The sequence below is a fragment of the Trinickia dinghuensis genome (assembly GCF_003367175.1).
Classification (GTDB): Bacteria; Pseudomonadota; Gammaproteobacteria; order Burkholderiales; family Burkholderiaceae; genus Trinickia; species Trinickia dinghuensis.
Genome location: NZ_QRGA01000017.1, coordinates 73,669 through 90,260 on the forward strand (window position 1 = coordinate 73,669; position 16,592 = coordinate 90,260).

Annotated in this window: 13 protein-coding genes; 7 read left to right on the plus strand and 6 right to left on the minus strand. The window is 60.8% G+C overall.

Annotated features, from left to right (window positions below; all coding sequences use genetic code 11):
- The first annotated feature begins 221 nt into the window (after positions 1–221).
- Positions 222–1,289 (plus strand): serine endopeptidase, encoded by a 1,068-nt coding sequence (locus DWV00_RS26520; protein WP_115536599.1) that lies wholly within the window; start codon positions 222–224, stop codon positions 1,287–1,289.
- Positions 1,290–1,463: 174 nt separating this feature from the next.
- Positions 1,464–2,630 carry a hypothetical protein gene (locus DWV00_RS26525; protein WP_115536600.1) on the plus strand — a complete coding sequence of 389 codons (1,167 nt, stop codon included), beginning with the start codon at positions 1,464–1,466 and terminating at the stop codon, positions 2,628–2,630.
- Between the two features lie 182 nt (positions 2,631–2,812).
- Here DWV00_RS26525 and DWV00_RS26530 read toward each other — a convergent pair whose 3' ends face one another.
- The 3 genes from DWV00_RS26530 to DWV00_RS33800 form a co-directional block, all read right to left on the minus strand.
- A complete protein-coding gene (locus tag DWV00_RS26530) occupies positions 2,813–3,112 on the minus strand; it encodes a superoxide dismutase (RefSeq protein WP_115536601.1) in 300 nt (99 codons plus the stop codon).
- An 81-nt stretch (positions 3,113–3,193) separates the two neighbouring features.
- Positions 3,194–3,748 carry a flavodoxin family protein gene (locus DWV00_RS26535; RefSeq protein WP_115536602.1) on the minus strand — a complete coding sequence of 185 codons (555 nt, stop codon included), beginning with the start codon at positions 3,746–3,748 and terminating at the stop codon, positions 3,194–3,196.
- A gap of 588 nt (positions 3,749–4,336) precedes the next feature.
- Positions 4,337–5,650 carry a DUF6402 family protein gene (locus DWV00_RS33800; RefSeq protein ID WP_147297986.1) on the minus strand — a complete coding sequence of 438 codons (1,314 nt, stop codon included), beginning with the start codon at positions 5,648–5,650 and terminating at the stop codon, positions 4,337–4,339.
- A gap of 359 nt (positions 5,651–6,009) precedes the next feature.
- Here DWV00_RS33800 and DWV00_RS26545 point away from each other — a divergent pair, with 359 nt between their 5' ends.
- Positions 6,010–6,477: an MEKHLA domain-containing protein gene (locus tag DWV00_RS26545; protein WP_115536603.1), complete on the plus strand. Its 468-nt coding sequence runs from the start codon at positions 6,010–6,012 to the stop codon at positions 6,475–6,477.
- A gap of 175 nt (positions 6,478–6,652) precedes the next feature.
- Here DWV00_RS26545 and DWV00_RS26550 read toward each other — a convergent pair whose 3' ends face one another.
- Complete coding sequence (locus DWV00_RS26550) at positions 6,653–7,783, minus strand: branched-chain amino acid ABC transporter substrate-binding protein (protein WP_115536604.1); 1,131 nt, start codon at positions 7,781–7,783, stop codon at positions 6,653–6,655.
- A gap of 243 nt (positions 7,784–8,026) precedes the next feature.
- On the opposite strand from DWV00_RS26550, the gene DWV00_RS26555 reads away from it, so the two are divergent.
- The 4 genes from DWV00_RS26555 to DWV00_RS26570 all read left to right on the plus strand — a co-directional run bounded on the left by DWV00_RS26555 (position 8,027) and on the right by DWV00_RS26570 (position 14,093).
- The gene (locus tag DWV00_RS26555) at positions 8,027–9,073 is read left to right on the plus strand and encodes a lysozyme inhibitor LprI family protein (RefSeq protein WP_245965051.1); all 1,047 of its coding nucleotides are present in this window, start codon (positions 8,027–8,029) and stop codon (positions 9,071–9,073) included.
- A 283-nt stretch (positions 9,074–9,356) separates the two neighbouring features.
- A complete protein-coding gene (locus DWV00_RS26560; protein ID WP_147297987.1) occupies positions 9,357–10,367 on the plus strand; it encodes a hypothetical protein in 1,011 nt (336 codons plus the stop codon).
- 10 nt (positions 10,368–10,377) lie between these two features.
- A complete protein-coding gene (locus tag DWV00_RS26565) occupies positions 10,378–10,815 on the plus strand; it encodes a type 2 periplasmic-binding domain-containing protein (RefSeq protein ID WP_220274741.1) in 438 nt (145 codons plus the stop codon).
- Between the two features lie 77 nt (positions 10,816–10,892).
- Positions 10,893–14,093 (plus strand): bifunctional diguanylate cyclase/phosphodiesterase, encoded by a 3,201-nt coding sequence (locus tag DWV00_RS26570; protein WP_181885596.1) that lies wholly within the window; start codon positions 10,893–10,895, stop codon positions 14,091–14,093.
- Positions 14,094–14,095: 2 nt separating this feature from the next.
- On the opposite strand, the gene DWV00_RS26575 is transcribed toward DWV00_RS26570, so the two are convergent.
- Positions 14,096–14,665: a cytochrome b gene (locus DWV00_RS26575; RefSeq protein WP_115536608.1), complete on the minus strand. Its 570-nt coding sequence runs from the start codon at positions 14,663–14,665 to the stop codon at positions 14,096–14,098.
- Between the two features lie 899 nt (positions 14,666–15,564).
- Positions 15,565–16,485: a LysR family transcriptional regulator gene (locus DWV00_RS26585; protein ID WP_115536610.1), complete on the minus strand. Its 921-nt coding sequence runs from the start codon at positions 16,483–16,485 to the stop codon at positions 15,565–15,567.
- Between the last annotated feature and the right edge of the window lie 107 nt (positions 16,486–16,592).

Sequence of the window (16,592 nt, forward strand, 5' to 3'; positions counted from 1 at the left end):
TCTGAGAAGGAGTCCTAACGATTGCACGCCGTCAAACCGTATCATTTTCAAAAATGATCGGCATCCATAGTGTGCGGCGGCTCGCCTACGCAGTTGCGGAAAACACTTACACTATGGCGGCTTGCATCGGGCCGTAGCCCATCATAAAAAGCGAATGGCCGGGCGCTTTATCCGCTTTATTAATTTTGCCTACAGGGCGAAAGCGTGCACTGGAATAACAAATGACCACATCGACAAAGGGGTTGCGGCTGGCCGAAGTATGGTATCAGCGCGCATTGTGGATTATCGCGGTCGTATTCGCGAGTTTCCTGATCGGTCTCGGCGGTAAAGTGGTGGACGATCTCCCGCAGGTCGAGCACGCGCCGAGCCGCGACGCATTCATCGACCAGCAGGCGGCCGCGCCGTTGCAAGCACGGCTGTCGAAGGCGCAGGCCGCGCTGACCGACAATAGCGATGCGACGGACCAGGCTTCGCTGATGCTGACCGCCGCTCGGCACGACACGCAGCAGGCGCGCGAAGCGTTTCGGACGACGGTCGCCACCCGCCATGCGACCGCCGATGCGGCCCAAGACCCGGCGGTGATAGCGCATGCGCAGGCACTCGAGGCGGCGACGCAGCGCGAGCGGGCGGCGCAAGCGAAGATCGACGCGCTGAAGCAGGACGCATTCCAATTGTCTCGCGAGCGCGACGACGCGACGCAGGCGCTCGCGACACTGAACGCGCAGGCGGACGAGCGCTACGAAGCCGCGCAGCGCAAGGTCGAGTTGAGCGTATTCGGTATGCGGCTGCTCTTTACGCTGCCGTTGTTGCTGATCGCAGCTTGGCTGTTCGCGAAGAAGCGTCACAGCCGCTATTGGCCGTTTGCGTGGGGCTTCATCTTCTTTGCGTTGTTCGCGTTCTTCGTCGAACTCGTGCCGTATCTGCCTAGCTACGGCGGCTATGTTCGCTATACCGTCGGGATCGTGCTGACCATCCTGCTCGGCCGATATTCGATTCGCGCGCTTTCGCGGTATTTGGAGCGTAAGCGCGAGGAGGAACAACAGCCCGGCGCGACGCGGCGCGAGTCGCTCGACTTGGTCAAGGCCTACGCGCGCGTCACGGCCAAGGTGTGTCCCGGCTGTGAGCGAACGATCGACATCGCCGATCCGAAAGCGAACTTTTGCCCCCATTGCGGAATTGGCGTGTTCAACACGTGCGCCCATTGCCACACCCGCAAGAACGCGTTCAGCCGGTTTTGCCACGCGTGCGGTCAGATCGAGGCGGGTTCGCCGGATACAGCATCCGCCTGAAATGCTTGAACAAGAGAGACGACGAGAGGCGTAGCGGCACGACGACACAAAGCAGTGTTCCCCGGTGCACGGGCACGAGGCATGCTTCCCCGTTCATGCGTTCATTCCGTACGGACCCCGATCGAACCGCATGAGAGGAGCCCGGGATAGCCGAGGCTCCGGGAGATACAAGTCATGGCCGAACTCGACGCACCTGCAGGGCGCGCGGCATTGCCGCCGGAAGACATCGCCGTATGGCGGCGACATGCCGCCGTCGTTTCTTGGAGCGCCGTGTTCGCGGGCGCCATCGCCGCCGCGGCGTTCGGGTTGATTCTGCTGACGCTGGGCACGGGCCTCGGGCTGGCCTCGCTGTCGCCCTGGCGCGCGGCGAGCGCTAGCGCGGGCGCATTCGGCGTCGCCGCGATCATCTGGGTATGCGTGACGCAGATTCTTACCTCGGGCCTGGGCGGCTACCTGGCAGGACGTCTCAGGCATCGCTGGCCCGCCGTGGAAGCCGATGAAGTCTACTTTCGCGACACGGCTCACGGGTTTCTGGCATGGGCGCTCGCGACGCTGGCTACTGCGGCGCTCGTCGCCGTGATGCTGCCTGCTGCCGAGCACGCCGGTGTGCAAGCTGTCGAGAAAGCGGCGCCGGTTGCTCCGGCTATCGATCGGGGCAACGCGCGGGCCGAAATGGATCGCTGGCCCGTCGGGTATTACATAGACGCGCTGTTTCGTCGTCCCGCTCCGCCGGCGGCCGGCCCGTCTGCCTCATCCGCGGTGCAGCCGTCCGCCGCGCCGGCTATTTCCGCCCCGGCGTCGAGTGCCGCAGCGTCGGGTGCCGCGGCGAGCGCGGTGATCAATGCATCGGCGCCCGTTGCCGCCGCTTCGGCGACACCTGCTACCCCGAACCCGAGTCCGAATGCCAGCGTCGCATCCGGTGCGGTAGTCAGTCCCGTGACTACGCCGAGGGTTTCCGCTACTGCCATGACGGAGCCTACGAGCGCCCAGGAAAACGAACCCGTGGCAACCGGTATGCCGCCGAAGCAGGAAGTGACGCGCATTTTCCTCAACAGCCTGGCGACGGACGACCCGCTATCGGTCGCCGACATCGCCTACGTGGCGAGGATCGTTTCGCGTTACACGGGGCTTTCGACGCAAGCGGCACAGGTGCGTGTTGCTGCCACGTATGCGCAACTTCAGCAGAAGATCGTCGCTATCGAGGGTGTCGCCAAAGTGGCTGCCGACCGCGCGCGCCGCGCGAGCGTCTCCGCGTCGCTCTGGCTGTTCGTCTCTTTGCTGCTGGGGGCGTTTTCGGCGAGCTTCATGGCGATCGTCGGCGGACGCCTGCGCGATGTTTGACGGAGCGCCGCCTAGACACTTCACGGTTGGGGATCGAGGCTAACCGAGTTCGATCCTCGACCAAAATTCCCAACCGAACAAGGAGGACGTATGCGCTCGATCCTGCTTTATCTGCTCGGTGTACCGATTCCAATCATTATCTTGATCGCTTTGATCTACCACTGACACCATTTGACCGCCGATTAAACGTGATCCGGAGCAAAGAGCGTTTCCCAACCGACGAACGAGCCGAGCGGAATGATTTCCCAACCGATGAGCCCCGCTTTGGCCAGTGGGAATTCGCTTAGGACTGTGCGGGCCGCGTCCACCGAATCGCATTCGGCGACAATGGCGACGCCTGGCCGATCCTGGCGGAAGTAGATATCGCGCACGAAGCCGCTCTTATAGAGCTTCCAACCGTGACGCGTCTCATCGAGCAGGTGCGGCCGATATAGCTCAGCGGTTGCACCAGGTTGAGGGATGTCTAGGCACAGCAGTTTCATGGCGAGGCTCCAAGGGGCAAAAGAAGCGACCACGGCTCACGGCGGTGGCGGTGGTCGTGGTCGCAGTAGCGGTGTGCTCGGTTAGGCGTTCGCCTTGAATCGGCTCGTGATCTCGGCCACCCGTTGCCCTAAATGAGCGGCGGTGTGCAGGTCGCTCGCGATCGGCGAGAGGTCGGGCGAGACGTTGTCGGATTGCGCCATCGCACCGAGCCAGCCACCGATGCGGTTGGGGTCTTCTGTGCCTTTTCCGGCGAAGAGATCGAGGCCTACCCAGATCATCCCGTGCTGGGCGGCGAAGAGGGCCATTGTCATCAGCGAGTTCAGCTTGTCGCCGTGCTGCGCGCCGGAGTTCGTGAAGCCGGCGGCGATCTTGTTGCGCCAGGTCTGCGGGATCCACGCCGGACGCGTCGAGTCCTCCATGAACTTCTTGAGACGGGCGCTGATCGTGCCGTTGTACGTGGGCGAGCCGAAGATGATGGCGTCGCTGGCGGCCAGCTTGTCCCAGGGGATATCGCCGTCGGTGACGGCGATCAGTTGCACTTCGGCGTGCGGCACGCGGCGAACGCCTTCGGCGACGGCATGGGCCTGCTTTTCCGTATGGCCGTAGCCGCTGTCGTAGAGGATGGTTGCCAGCATCGGATTGCTTCCTTTCGTGGATGTTCGATGGTTGGCATTGTGTTGGGGCCGCGGGTGGTCCGGAAGGTGGGGGCGGGTTGATTCGGTGTCAACTTGGGGTTGAGAATGGGAGCTTCTTTGAAGTAGCGGGCCTGGATGCTGCATGTCCGCCGGGCTAGCTCAGCAACGGGAGTCTCGCCCTGACCCAATCCCATCGTGTGGGAGGCATTTCAATCCGGTGCTTGAAATTGCTCTCTCGGGAGGCATCATAGTAGGTCACGTGATCAACTCCGTACTCTAACTCCCTGGGGAAATTTGTTATCCAATCGACATGGAATTTGCGCTGAGCAAGCAATTCTCCTTGCTCGGAAAAGATCTGTAATCTGATCTTATCATGCATAAAGTTTTCGTCTCCACCGGTGCCGCACAGAATTAAATTATATGATTTCCCTGCGTAAATTCTGTCTCCGCCATGCAGATCCTTCGTGTCACGCCCGCAGTCGTAGAATTTGTCGGGGAATTTTTTGTCGAGAGCGAATATAGCCCCGTACCCCACAAGGACGACAATTAGAAGTCGCTTGATTGATTTTGTGGTTAAATTAAGTTGCATTATTTTCGAGGTAAACATATTTCATCTAGAGTAAATATAATCGACTCGGGCAGCGTTACTTTTACTGGTGACGAATAAATTAGGAAATCACCCCCTCGATTAAATTTGTCTCGCCAGAAATTGTAATCGCTGTTGTGAATTGGATAGTATACATCTTGCTTCCTTAGATTCTTCTTGAATAGTCCGTTAATTATGTCAACCGGATATTTGAACCCGTTGTCGTAAACGGATGACATAAACGGTGTGGCGGGACGATCGCCGAACTGAAAATTGCCGCCCTTCTCTCCTGCAACATTGTTTATGAAATCTGAGGCGACGGAGGCCGGGACGAGAATCATTCCATCTCTATTCCAGTGGCCAAGATACTGCGACGCTTCTTTCCCTGGTTTATCCGAAAAGGAGTAGCTGTCCCGGAGGTACACAAAGATTTCGGTCACTTCAGCGCTTGATTGGCAACAAAGAACCGGACTTGGAGGGTCATATCTGTAGTATTTATCCGAATGCACGGTGACGCTAGCAATGGCTGCCACGTAATAAAAATTCCCCAATGAGGCCGTCAAATCACTCGGACCGAATCTATCATTCATCGTGTCAAGGGTCATGACCTTCATCATTTGAAATTGATAGTTTCTATGGAGAGTTTGGATGTCCCCGTTTGAAGCTTTCCAAGTGTCGAGGTTGCCTGTGTAAGCAACTCCGCGAGCGATGAATTCCTTTGTTACGAAACGATGTATGGATCTCTTCAATTCGTGTATTGCGGCATCGTTGTGGATTGCCGATGCAAGCAATTTTCTTAGCTTTTCTTTTGCTCCACGATAGTTGAGTGTGAAATTTAGTGATACGGTATTTAAATCTACCATGTCATCTGGGTAAAAATCAGATGACCGAGCGGAGAGGAGGTGTTTTCGCCCATTGAACCACCGTCGCGCCAACTTGGCTGCGACACGAAAACCAGTTTTCTCCATCGCGTTGGGGATGTCGAGCATATCGAACGGAGGTGGCGTGCGGCAGTCGCGACTGTCGTCCTTGCTCGCGTCCACAGCCTCGGATTTCTCCCGGTCAGTAAGATGTGGCTCGTCGTTTATGTTTGTCTTCTGCTTACCGGCCCTCGGCCGGTCGCCCTTCGGCAACACAGGCGCAGGCGGTGGAGGCGGTGGCGGCGGCGGGGTCCACCCGCGAGGCGGCCTTTCCACGAGCACCCGAGCCTGCGGATTGTTCAGCGGCTTGCAGACGTCCTTTTTCCACTGTCTATCGCGCGAAAAGAAGCCGACCTTTTCCGGCTTGAAGTAATGAATGCGATTGGGTGTTGTCATTGCGATTGCTTATCCTGCGTTTGATTCGAGTCGCATATCGTTTGCGACCGTGTACGGTTGCTTGCCCCATCGGGTGAAACGAACACGCCGATGTGGAAGGAGAGTCCGCACTGTCGCGGGCCAGAAGGCCGCGCGGGACAAGAGTTCGGGCTGGGTTGCAGCGTAGCCCGCAGTGGTGGTCATGTTGGCAAGCCTGCGCTACTATCGGACCGATTCACGTTTGCCTATGCTGTTCGGGTAGCCGACGCGCCTTATCCGCGCGCCTAGTCTTATTTCAAACATCAGAATTGCGCTTTCGAAACGCCGTTTATTCCGATTGCCGCGAGCGTCCCTCGCACCGCCCCACGATCCCGATCGAAATGTCTCAGCCGATTCCGCTCCACAGCGATCCCGCTTTCTACCAGCTGCTGGCCGACAGCTACGCTCGGCTCCTTGGTCGCCCGCTGGTGCCGAACGCCATGTCCGTAACGGATGCCGCCGCATGGCTCTACGAGCGCGCGCCATTCGCGGTGCTCGCGCACAACGTCGATCCCGATCCGGTCTTCATCTATGGAAACAAGGCCGCGCAGCAGAGATTCGGCTACAGCTGGGATGAAATCACCCATCTACCGTCACGCCTCTCCGCCGAAGCCCCCAATCGCGAGGAGCGGCAGCAGTTCCTCGAGCGTGTGCGCAGGCTCGGCTACGAGACGGGTTACAAGGGCGTGCGCATCACCAAATCGGGCGAGCGCTTCATGATCGAGGAAGCGACGCTATGGCAGCTTCTCGATGCGGAGGGCAAACTGCACGGGCAAGCGGTTGTCATCCCGCGCACGCGGGACATCTGATATTCGCGAATCCGGTAGCAATAGGGCGGTGCGACAGGGCATTCGCCCTCTCGCACATGGCTGGAAGCGTTGAGTCGAATGCGCACGCCGTTTGGCGCGTTCGACTCAGGACGAGAATCGCTTCAGATCACGCGGCGCTCGGTCGCCAACTCGATGTGGAGTGGCAGTCGGGCCATCACTTCTCGCCCTTCCCATAAGGAACGGGCAAACCGTCGCGGATCACGTACACCGTCGTGGGCGCGCCTACGAGGTCGCCTTTCTCGTCGAACGAGTACGTCCCGGCGATCCCCTTGTAGTGCTCCTTCTTCAATTGCGCGATGAGCTTGGCCTTATCCGTCGTCGTCCCGGCTTTCTTCATCGCGTCGGCGAGCATCATCACGCCGTCGTAGTAATTGACGCCGTAGACCTGCGGTTGCGTGTGATAGGTATCGAGGTACTTCTTCAGAAACGCCTTGCCCTCCGACGTCGAATCCAGCGCGACGCCGCCTTGCGAACAATAAACGATCGACGCCGCGGGCCCCGCGACCTTGCCCATGTCGGCCGAGCAAATGCCGTCGCCGCCGAGCAGTTTCGCGCGCAGCCCGCGCTCGCGCATCTGCTTGGCCATCGGTGCGCCTTGCGCCGCATAGCCGCCGAAAAAGATCACGTCGGGGTTCTTCGATTTGATCGTCGTGAGAATGCCGAGAAAATCGGTGGCTTGCGAATTCGTATACTCGCGATCGACGATCTTGATGTTGTTCTTTTTCGCTTCCTTGATGAACTCCTCGGCTACGCCTTGCCCGTAAGCGGTTCGGTCGTCGATGACGGCCGCCGTCTTGGCTTTGAGTGTCTTCGCGGCGAAGTCGCCCATCGTCCCGCCGAGCTGCGAATCGTTCGCGCCGATACGGAAGATGTTGTTGAAGCCCTGCTTCGTGAGGTCGGGGTTCGAGGCAACGGGCAGCATCGGGATGCCCGCGGTGTTGTAGACACGAGACGCTGGAATGGCCACGCCGGAGTTATAAGGGCCGACCACCGCGACGACGTTCTTATCGACCAAGTTCTGTGCGACTTGCACGCCCACCTTCGGGTCGGCTTGATCATCCTCTGAAACCAACTTGAAAGTCACCGGCTTGCCTGCGACGGAGACCTTCTGTTGATTGAGTTCATCGATGGCCAGCCGCGCGCCGTTTTCGTTGTCTTTCCCGTTCGCCGCCTGAGGGCCCGTCAGCGGCGCCGAATGACCGATCAAGACGTCTTCCTGAGCCTGTGCCGCCGTCATGGCGCCGAATGCCGAGAGGACTGCGATGAGGGTTGTGAGGGAGCGCATGGTCCGTTCGAAATGGGGTGGATGGAAGAACCAATGTAGTCCACATTTCGGGAAAGCGAGAGAATTCAAAAATAAACCGGGCTTTATACCGCAAGCCACATGCAAGGTGTGACGGCGGTTGGATGCGGGTAAACTCTGCGTCGATTTCGATAACGCGCCGTATTCGATAACCGGCTAGCGCGCCTTGTTCCCCGAAGGCACCGTGTATTGCGCCCCAACGCGATTGACTAACGAGGACTAACGATGACAATGCCCCGGCTTTTGCCGCCCTCTCGCCGCAGTCTACCGTTTCCGCATTGGATTGGCTTGATCGCACTAACGGCGATCCCCCTTGCGAGCCATGCGGCGAGCTTCGATTGCGCGAAGGCTGCTTCGCCGACCGAGAAGGCGATCTGCACGACACCGGAAGTCTCCCGGCTCGACAGCGAACTCGCTGCTGCCTGGAAAAAGGCGCTGGCAGATAGCCGCGACGTCTCGACGCTCAAGGCGGCCCAGCAGCGATGGCTTCATGAGCGCAACGCATGCGATAGCGCCGCTCCGTGCTTGAGCGACCGCTATCGCGAACGGCTCGCTCAGTTGGCGGGAACACCGCTTGCCACGAACCGCTGGGAGCAAACGTGGATGCTCGACGTCGACAATCCGACCGTAGGCGGTCAACTGACGTTCACCGGCAAGGCGCCGCATTTGTCGTTTGAGCTTTCCGTATACAACGGCGGCCATACCAGCGAGAGCGAGGGCGATGTCACGCTCGTCGGCGAAACGGCGAGTTATAGTAATTCGGACGGATGCAAGCTGACGTTCACGCGCGCGAATCAAACGATCGGGGTGACGGAGAACTCTGGTCCGACCGCATGCGGCGAAGCGATGGGCGTATCGTTCGGCGGCAAGTACGTGACGTTCGCCGCGTTCAATGCTAAACCGTCGGCGAATCTCGTCAGCCTCAAGGTCTTGGAAAACCGCGGCGAAGACGATGCGGCGCGTGCGTTGCTGGGAGCCGACTACGACACGCTGGTATCGACGATCAATCTCGGTAGCGGCACCGACGACCTGGATCATCTCGGGGCGCATGCGCAGAATTTTTTCGTGCGAGGTCTCGCGAACACGAATGCGGCGATCGTGATGAACAACGGCAGCCAGTTGTGGATCGGCTTGCTTGTGTTCGACAAGAGCAACAACGTGAGGATGCGTTATTACACGAATGTGCCCGCATGGAAGAAGCGGGTGCCGAAGACCATCCTCGCATGGCACGATCAGATCGATAAAACTTATCCGATCGACATGATGCCGTGATTGGCGCGCGCTTGCGTCGGAAGGAAAGCGGCGACGCAAGCGCGCGATCGATGAACTGCATTTCCCGTGTCCGCGCACGCTTATAGCCGGTATTTGACCTAGCCCTCTTCCCTGAAGCAGCTAAAGAAAACCCGCGAGTTGCCGTTGATGGAGACAGCCAAACCGATATCTCGCGGGAATGTTTCGACCCTTTTCTTTAGCACCTGTCCGCGTTCTCTCGTTGGGCGTTGTGTTCGTCGTAGTCCTTACGGCGCCGGCCGCCCACGCCGGCGACGCTTCTTCGATGTTCACCCTCAGCGGGTTCGGCACGCTCGGCGCGACGTACTCGAGCCTGCGCACGGCCGATTACGCCGGCGCGCCGTTCGAGCCCTATGGTGCCGGCGCGAGCCGCAATGTAGATTTCGCCGACGACTCTCGCATCGGCGTGCAATTGACCGCCAAATTCACGAGCCAGCTGTCGGCACTCGTCCAAGTCGTCTCGCACAACAACTACGACGACAGCTTCACGCCCACGCTCGAGTGGGCGAACCTGAACTATGCGTTCACGCCCGACCTCAATGTGCGAGTCGGCCGGATCGAGTTGCCTACCTTCCTGACTTCCGACTATAGAGAAGTCGGCTACGCGAACCCATGGGTGCGCGTGCCGCCCGAGTTGTACGACGTCGAGCCGATCTCGAACAGCGACGGCGTCGACGGGTCGTATCGGATGCACTTCGGTCCGGTGACGAACACGGTGCACCTGCTCTACGGCGAAAGCACCTTCCACGTCGTGCCGGGGCCGCTGCGCGTACAAGGCACGGGCATCTTCGGCATATTCGATACGGTCGAATACCGCGCGTTGACGACGCACGTGGGCTATCTTCACGCGCATGTCTCGGTGCCGTTTGCGACTGGAATGCCGGTCGCCGTCTATAGCGCGGCCGTCAGTCTCGACATGGAACGCTGGTTCGCGCAGGCCGAGATCGCGCGCGCGACCGTGGACGGTTTGACGCCCGGCTATGTCGCCGGCTATGCGACCGTGGGCTGGCGCGTCGGGAGATTCACGCCTTATGCGACCTACGCGGTGGAGCATTCGCTCGATCGTCCGGTGCTGGCGCCGAACTTCAATACCGGGCAGCGTTCGGCATCGGCCGGCGTGCGCTGGGATTTCGCGAAGAACCTGGATTTGAAAGTCCAGTACGACCGCGTCTGGACACCGGCGGGATCGACGGGGCTCTTCGTCAACGAGCAGCCGAATTTCCAGCTTGGCAGCGGCACCAATGTGGTCACCGCAACCCTCGACTTCGTCTTCTGAGGGGGGCGCGATGAAACACTCGATACGAATTCTGTGGTCGACACTGGTCGGCGCCGCGCTGGGCCTCTGCACTTCGCTATGCGACGCGCAGCTCGTGGTGATCGTCTCCGCCAAGAGTCCGGTCAGTTCGCTGTCCGAAAACCAAGTGGCCGACATCTACCTTGGACGCATGGGCCAGTTGCCCGGCGGCGCCCAAGTCGTACCGATCGATCTGGCCGACGACGCCGCGAATCGGGCGAAGTTCTACCGGATCGTTTGCGGCAAATCACCCGCGCAACTGCGTGCGTATTGGTCGAAGCTCGTCTTCACGGGCAGTGGGCAGCCGCCGCGTGAAGTGGCCGATGCCGAAGCCATGAAAAAGCTGGTGGCGAGCGGCGCGAGCACGATCGGCTACGTCGATAGCAGCCAGCTCGACGCGAGCGTCAGAGCCGTGCTGACCTTGCAGTGACTTCGCACTGACCGCGCCCTCCATGCCCGATCCCTATGAGCGATAGCGAATCCACCACAGGCCGTCGAGCTTCCTCCGTGCTACATCGGATGCAGGCGCGGGTGCGTGCGCTGATCGCGTTCGCGCGGCCGCGCTTGGCGGAGACCTGGGCGTGGTTTCCGCTGTTCGCCATCGTCGTGCTCGTGCTTGCTTGGGGGGCGTTGATCGACGTGCTCGAAGTCGAGCGTGCGGCGGTTACGTTCGCCGCCGTGAAGTCGAGCCGGGAACTGGCCGATACCTACGAAGCGCAAGTCGTGCGCAGTCTCGTATCGATCGACCAGACGCTCAAGACCGTCGCGTACGCCTATGCGGTCAGCGGAAATGCCGCGCTGGCCGAGCTGCAGAACAGGGACATGCTGCCTTCGGCGATCGTTTTCCAAATGGCGATCACGAACAGCCGAGGCGACGTGACGGCCAGCACGCGAAGCCCGTCGCCGGGGAACGTCGCCGATCAGCCGTATTTTCTGGCGCAGCGGCAGAGCGATAGGCTGTTCATCAGTCGCACGAGGACCGACCGGGACTCGCATGCGCCGGCGCTGATCTTTAGCCGTCGATTGTCGGACGCCGCGGGCGCTTTCGCCGGCGTCGTCACGCTCGCCGTCGATCCGTCGTATTTCACGAGCAGCTACGATTCGCTGCGGATGGGCAGGCACGGCTTCCTCGGCTTGCTGGGTACGGATGGATCGATGCGCGTGCAGCAGACCGGCGAGGACGTGTCGTGGGGCGCCAGGGTGCGGGCCGGCCTCGATAGCGCGGACGCGACAGAGGAGGTCGCGGATCAGCCATGGGACGGCGGCGTCGAGCGCTTCACGAACGTGCGGGCGCTGCACGGGTTCCCGCTGGTGGCCATCGTCGGGCTGTCGCGCGACGAACAACTGGCGCGCTATCGGCACGATCGATGGGTGTATATCGGCGAAACGGCAGCCGGCAGTCTGCTGCTTGTGGTGCTGACGACGATCCTGAGCCTGAAGAGCCGCGAATTGCTGAGGAGTCGAGCGCGCGCGCGACGGCTGCGGCAAACGTACTTCGCGGCTTCCGACGCGAGCCGGGATGCCTTTTTCGTGTGGGAGCGCGTGCCTAGCGAAAGCGAAGGCGAGAGCTTGGCGAATGTGGTATCGCGCGCGTTTCAGGCGGCCGATTTCAGCTTCGTGCTGCGCGACGTCAGCAAGCGGGGCCTCGAGATGATGGGCAAGCCTCGCGAGGCGCTGATCGGCGCCTTGTCGGACGACGTGCTCCTCGATCTCGGCGAGGGCGGGACGTCGCGTGAGTTCGCCCAAGTGTTCGAGACGGGCGAGGTGGCCGAGCGCGAATGGCGGCATGTCCTGCCGGACGGTTCGCGCGTTTGGCTGCATCGGCAGCTGGTGCGCGTGGACGACGGCGTCGTCGCGATCGTGCGCGACGTAACCGCCCGCAAGCGTTCCGAGGTCATGCGCGCCGAGCAGAACCGCGTGCTGGAGATGATCGCGACGAGCACGCCGCTCGAGGATGTCCTGAGCGCGCTCATGCATTTGCTCGAATCGCAGATTCCCGACAGCGCGTGCGCGGTCATGCTGCGCGACGAGGACGGGCAGCATTTGCGTGTCGGCGCGGCGCCGAGCCTGCCCGCCGCCTTCAGCCAGTTGGCGAACGGCTGGACGATCGGCCCAGACGCCGGGCCGAGCGGCGTTGCGATCTATACCCATCAGCCCGTTTCGATCGGCAACCTGCTCGCCAGCGTCCCTCATTGGGACTTCATCCAGAAAGCGCATATGCAGGAATACAGCGCGTGCCGGTCGATGCCGATCCTCTCGCATGAGGGCAGCGCGTTGGGCGCGCTCACGGTGTTCGCTCGCGGCGAGCGCACGCCCGACGAGATCGAAGCGCAGACGATGGCGATGGCGACGCGTATCGCGGGCATCGCGATCGAGCGCACCCGCGCCGAGGACAGCATTCGCCACATGGCGAATCACGATGCGCTGACGGGGCTGCCGAACCGCACGCTGCTCGGGGACCGGTTGAGCCAGGCGCTCTTGCACGCGCGTCGTTATACACGCGGCGTCTCGGTCGCCTTCGTCGATCTCGACAACTTCAAGCTCATCAACGACAGTCTCGGTCACCATGCCGGCGACGAATTGCTGAAGACGATCGCGGGGCGCATGCGCGACTGCGTGCGCAGCACCGATACGGTCGTGCGTCTCGGCGGCGACGAATTCGTGTTGGTGCTGTTCGACGATCAGCTGGGCGAAGAGGAATTGAGAGCCGTGATCGAACGGCTGCGCAAAGCGATCTCGGAGCCAGTCCATTTGAATGGGCAAAGCTATAAAGTGACGTGCAGCATGGGCTTCGCGCGCTATCCGGGCGACGGCGAGGATGCGCAGACGCTGCTGATGAACGCCGACGCCGCGATGTATCGCGCGAAGGAGATGGGTCGCAACAACTTCCAGTTCTATACGTCGGAGATGAACATCAAGGTGCACGAGCGGCTGCGCCGACGCGAGCAATTGCGGGTGGCGCTCGAGGAGAACCAATTCCGCTTGGTGTACCAGCCGCAAGTCGACGTGCGCACGGGGACGATCTTCGGCGTCGAGGCGCTGCTGCGCTGGGACCATCCGATCGAAGGGACGATCTCGCCGGCCGATTTCATTCCGATCGCCGAGGAAACCGGCTTGATCTTGCCGATCGGGGATTGGGTGCTCGAGACGGCCTGCATGCAGAATCGCCGGTGGCAGGACGAGGGGTTGCCGCCGATCACGGTATCGGTGAATGTATCGGCTCACCAGTTCCTGCAGAAGCGGTGGATCGACGAGGTGGCGAAGACGCTCGCGCGCACCGGTTTGGCGCCGCAGTACCTCGAACTCGAATTGACCGAGAGCCTGATCATGCGGGATTTGGAGGCTTCGATCGAAGCGATGCAGCGTCTAGAGGACATGGGCGTGCGGCTGTCGATCGACGATTTCGGCACTGGCTATTCGAGCCTGAGTGCGTTGAAGCACTTCCCGGTCGGCCGGCTCAAGATCGACAAGTCGTTCGTGCGCGAGCTGCCGCATGGCGAAGACGACAAGGCGATCGCGATCGCGGTGATTTCGCTGGGGCAGCGCCTGAATCTGAGCGTGATCGCGGAGGGCGTCGAGACCCAGGCGCAGGTCGACTTCCTGAGCGACAACAATTGTCACGAGATTCAGGGCTATCACTTCAGCCGGCCCGTGGCGCCGGGCGAGATCGAGGCGATGCTGCGTGCGACGGGGCCGGTTGCGGCGTAGGTTTATCGGCCCGATCGAGCCCGCTTCGGTATCAGCCAGTGCGGCAGCATTGATTCCAACACGCCGTCTTTGAGCACGAAGTGGTGAAAAAGCGCGGCAAGCGCGTGACAGCCGGCTACCCACATGATGATGTCGCCGAGCCATCCGTGTATCGATGCGACGATTGCCCCCGCTGCTTTCGCATCGGGAAACAACGGCGCGACATCGATCCCGGCGACGAGCGTGAGCGGATGCCCTTCGAGCCAAGCCCCCGTGATGGCGGTCATTGGAAGGGCGAGCAACAGCAAGATGAGCACCCATTGGACAACAGTCGCCGCGGCTTTCATCCATGGCGATGCCGGTTCGGCATCCGGCTGCTTGTCGATCGCGCGCCACAGCAGACGCAGTATCGCGAGCGTGAACACGCATAGCCCAAGCGTTTCGTGAATCCGTCGGCCCATGTCCGAGGCGGCGGAGTACACGCGTGCTTCCGGACCCCCGGGACCGTAAATGAACGCAACCAAAACGAGAACGGCCGTGACCCAATGAAAAAGCTGGGCGACTGCTCCATAGCGGATGATAGAAGGTTTCAAGACTTACGGACTCCTCGCGTCGCAGGGGGTATCGTCGGGCCAGACATCGGGCAACGACATACGATAGCGGCGCGAAGCTGAAGGCAACCTTAAGCAGGATCGCGTGTATGCAATAAACGTCGGCCTCCGCAATTTGGCCGATTGCTTCCATTCCATGGGAACACCAATCGGATATCCGACAGCCAAAGATCGGTTTGTATTTACTTAACCGGGGCCTATTAAAATAGGCGAAAATCCCGCGAGCTATTGTCGGATAAAACCAGGGCATTTCGATCGTCGCATGTGGTGCCGGTATCAAGGGTCGTCAGCGCGATCGGCTCCTCGGCGCCGTTGATGCCGTATCTCGATCCGCATACCGCTCTGGATATGGCGCCGCGCATAGTCGACAATCCTGAGGGACGTGCCGCGGTGGCGATGACGACGAAAGATAGGGACATTTTTATTGTGGGAGCCTAGGCTCATTCGATGGGGGGCAGCCAGGGTCTCCGCCTCTTGTTTGACGCTCCGGGCCGATGGATCGATCAGCCGCCGGCGGGCATGCTTGTCAATCGCCGTAACATGCGCGACGTGAAGCGTGTAGTTGAGGGAATCGAGTCGAACCTACCGGTTGATGATGTGCACCGGATCCAAGCCCGGTCCATGAGTCATCGACTGGATACGATGACGGCGAGTCGAGTTGAATTCAGCCAATTTCTGCAGCATCGGGCTGGCGTGCATAAGCGAGCGGCCAACGAGATTTCGGAGATAATTATCCAGTTGCGCCGCGCCCACAGCAGAAGTAATCGCGATTTCACAACTGGCGATCTCGCTAAGCTCTTGGAGGACATGCGCGTTCCGATGCCTGAGGGGGCCTTGTAGTGCTTTGACAAACGGGGCACGGCTGAAAGCTGCAGGAAGCTTTAAGCCGGATCGCTAGGCGGGTTCGGCGAACCCGCCCACTCGCGTACCGCCTGCGCGAACAGGTGGAGCGCGGTCGGTGGGTGGCGATTCGCGGGGTAGTAAAGACACAAGCCGGCGAAAGTCGGGCTCCACTCGGGCAAAACCGGTACGAGGCGTCCCGCCTCGAGATGCTCCGCCACGCGTTCTTGCGGTACCCACGCAATGCCTATCCCGGCCAGCGCGGCATCGATCATGAGGCCTACATTGCCGAGCGTGAGCGGCCCTTCCACGTCGATCGTCGCGCTCTTGCCCCGGCGCGCTAGATCCCACCGATAGATAGCGCCGCTCTCGAACCGAAAGCGAATGCACTCGTGCTTCAGCAGGTCGTGTGGCGCTTTCGGCGGTGCACGCCTCGCAAGGTACGCGGGCGAAGCCACGGCGCAAAATCGCATGTCGGGCCCGAAGCGGATCGCGATCATGTCACGGGGCACGTCCTCGAAGATTCGGATGCCCGCATCGAATCCTTGCGCGACGATATCCACGAGCCGCGAATCCACGACGAGTTCGACCCGTATGTCCGGATAGCGAGCGAGAAAGCCGGGCAGTACATGGCGGACGAGCGGCCGCGCCCCCGATTCCGACGCGCTGATCCGCAGCGATCCCGACGGATGGTCGCCGGTCGATGCGATTTCGTTCATCGCATCGTCGAGGTCGGCGACGGCCGGTCTCACGCGGCGCAGCAATTGTTCACCGGCTTCAGTCGGCGCGACCGATCGCGTTGTTCGATTGAACAGCCTGACGCCCAAACCGGCTTCGAAATTGCGGATCGTATGACTGAGCGCGGAAGGGGAAACGCCGAGCACGCGCGCGGCCGCGCTGAAACTGCGATGCTCGGCGATCGCGATGAAGGCGTTCAGTTCGGTCAATCCGGCGCGCGTCATTGATGAATTTTCCTCATTAGCCTATGAAATCGTACGCCGATTGTTGAGCACGAGCCAGCAACCTAAACTTCGTCGATCGGTATTTTTCGCAAACGCTTCCGCCAACG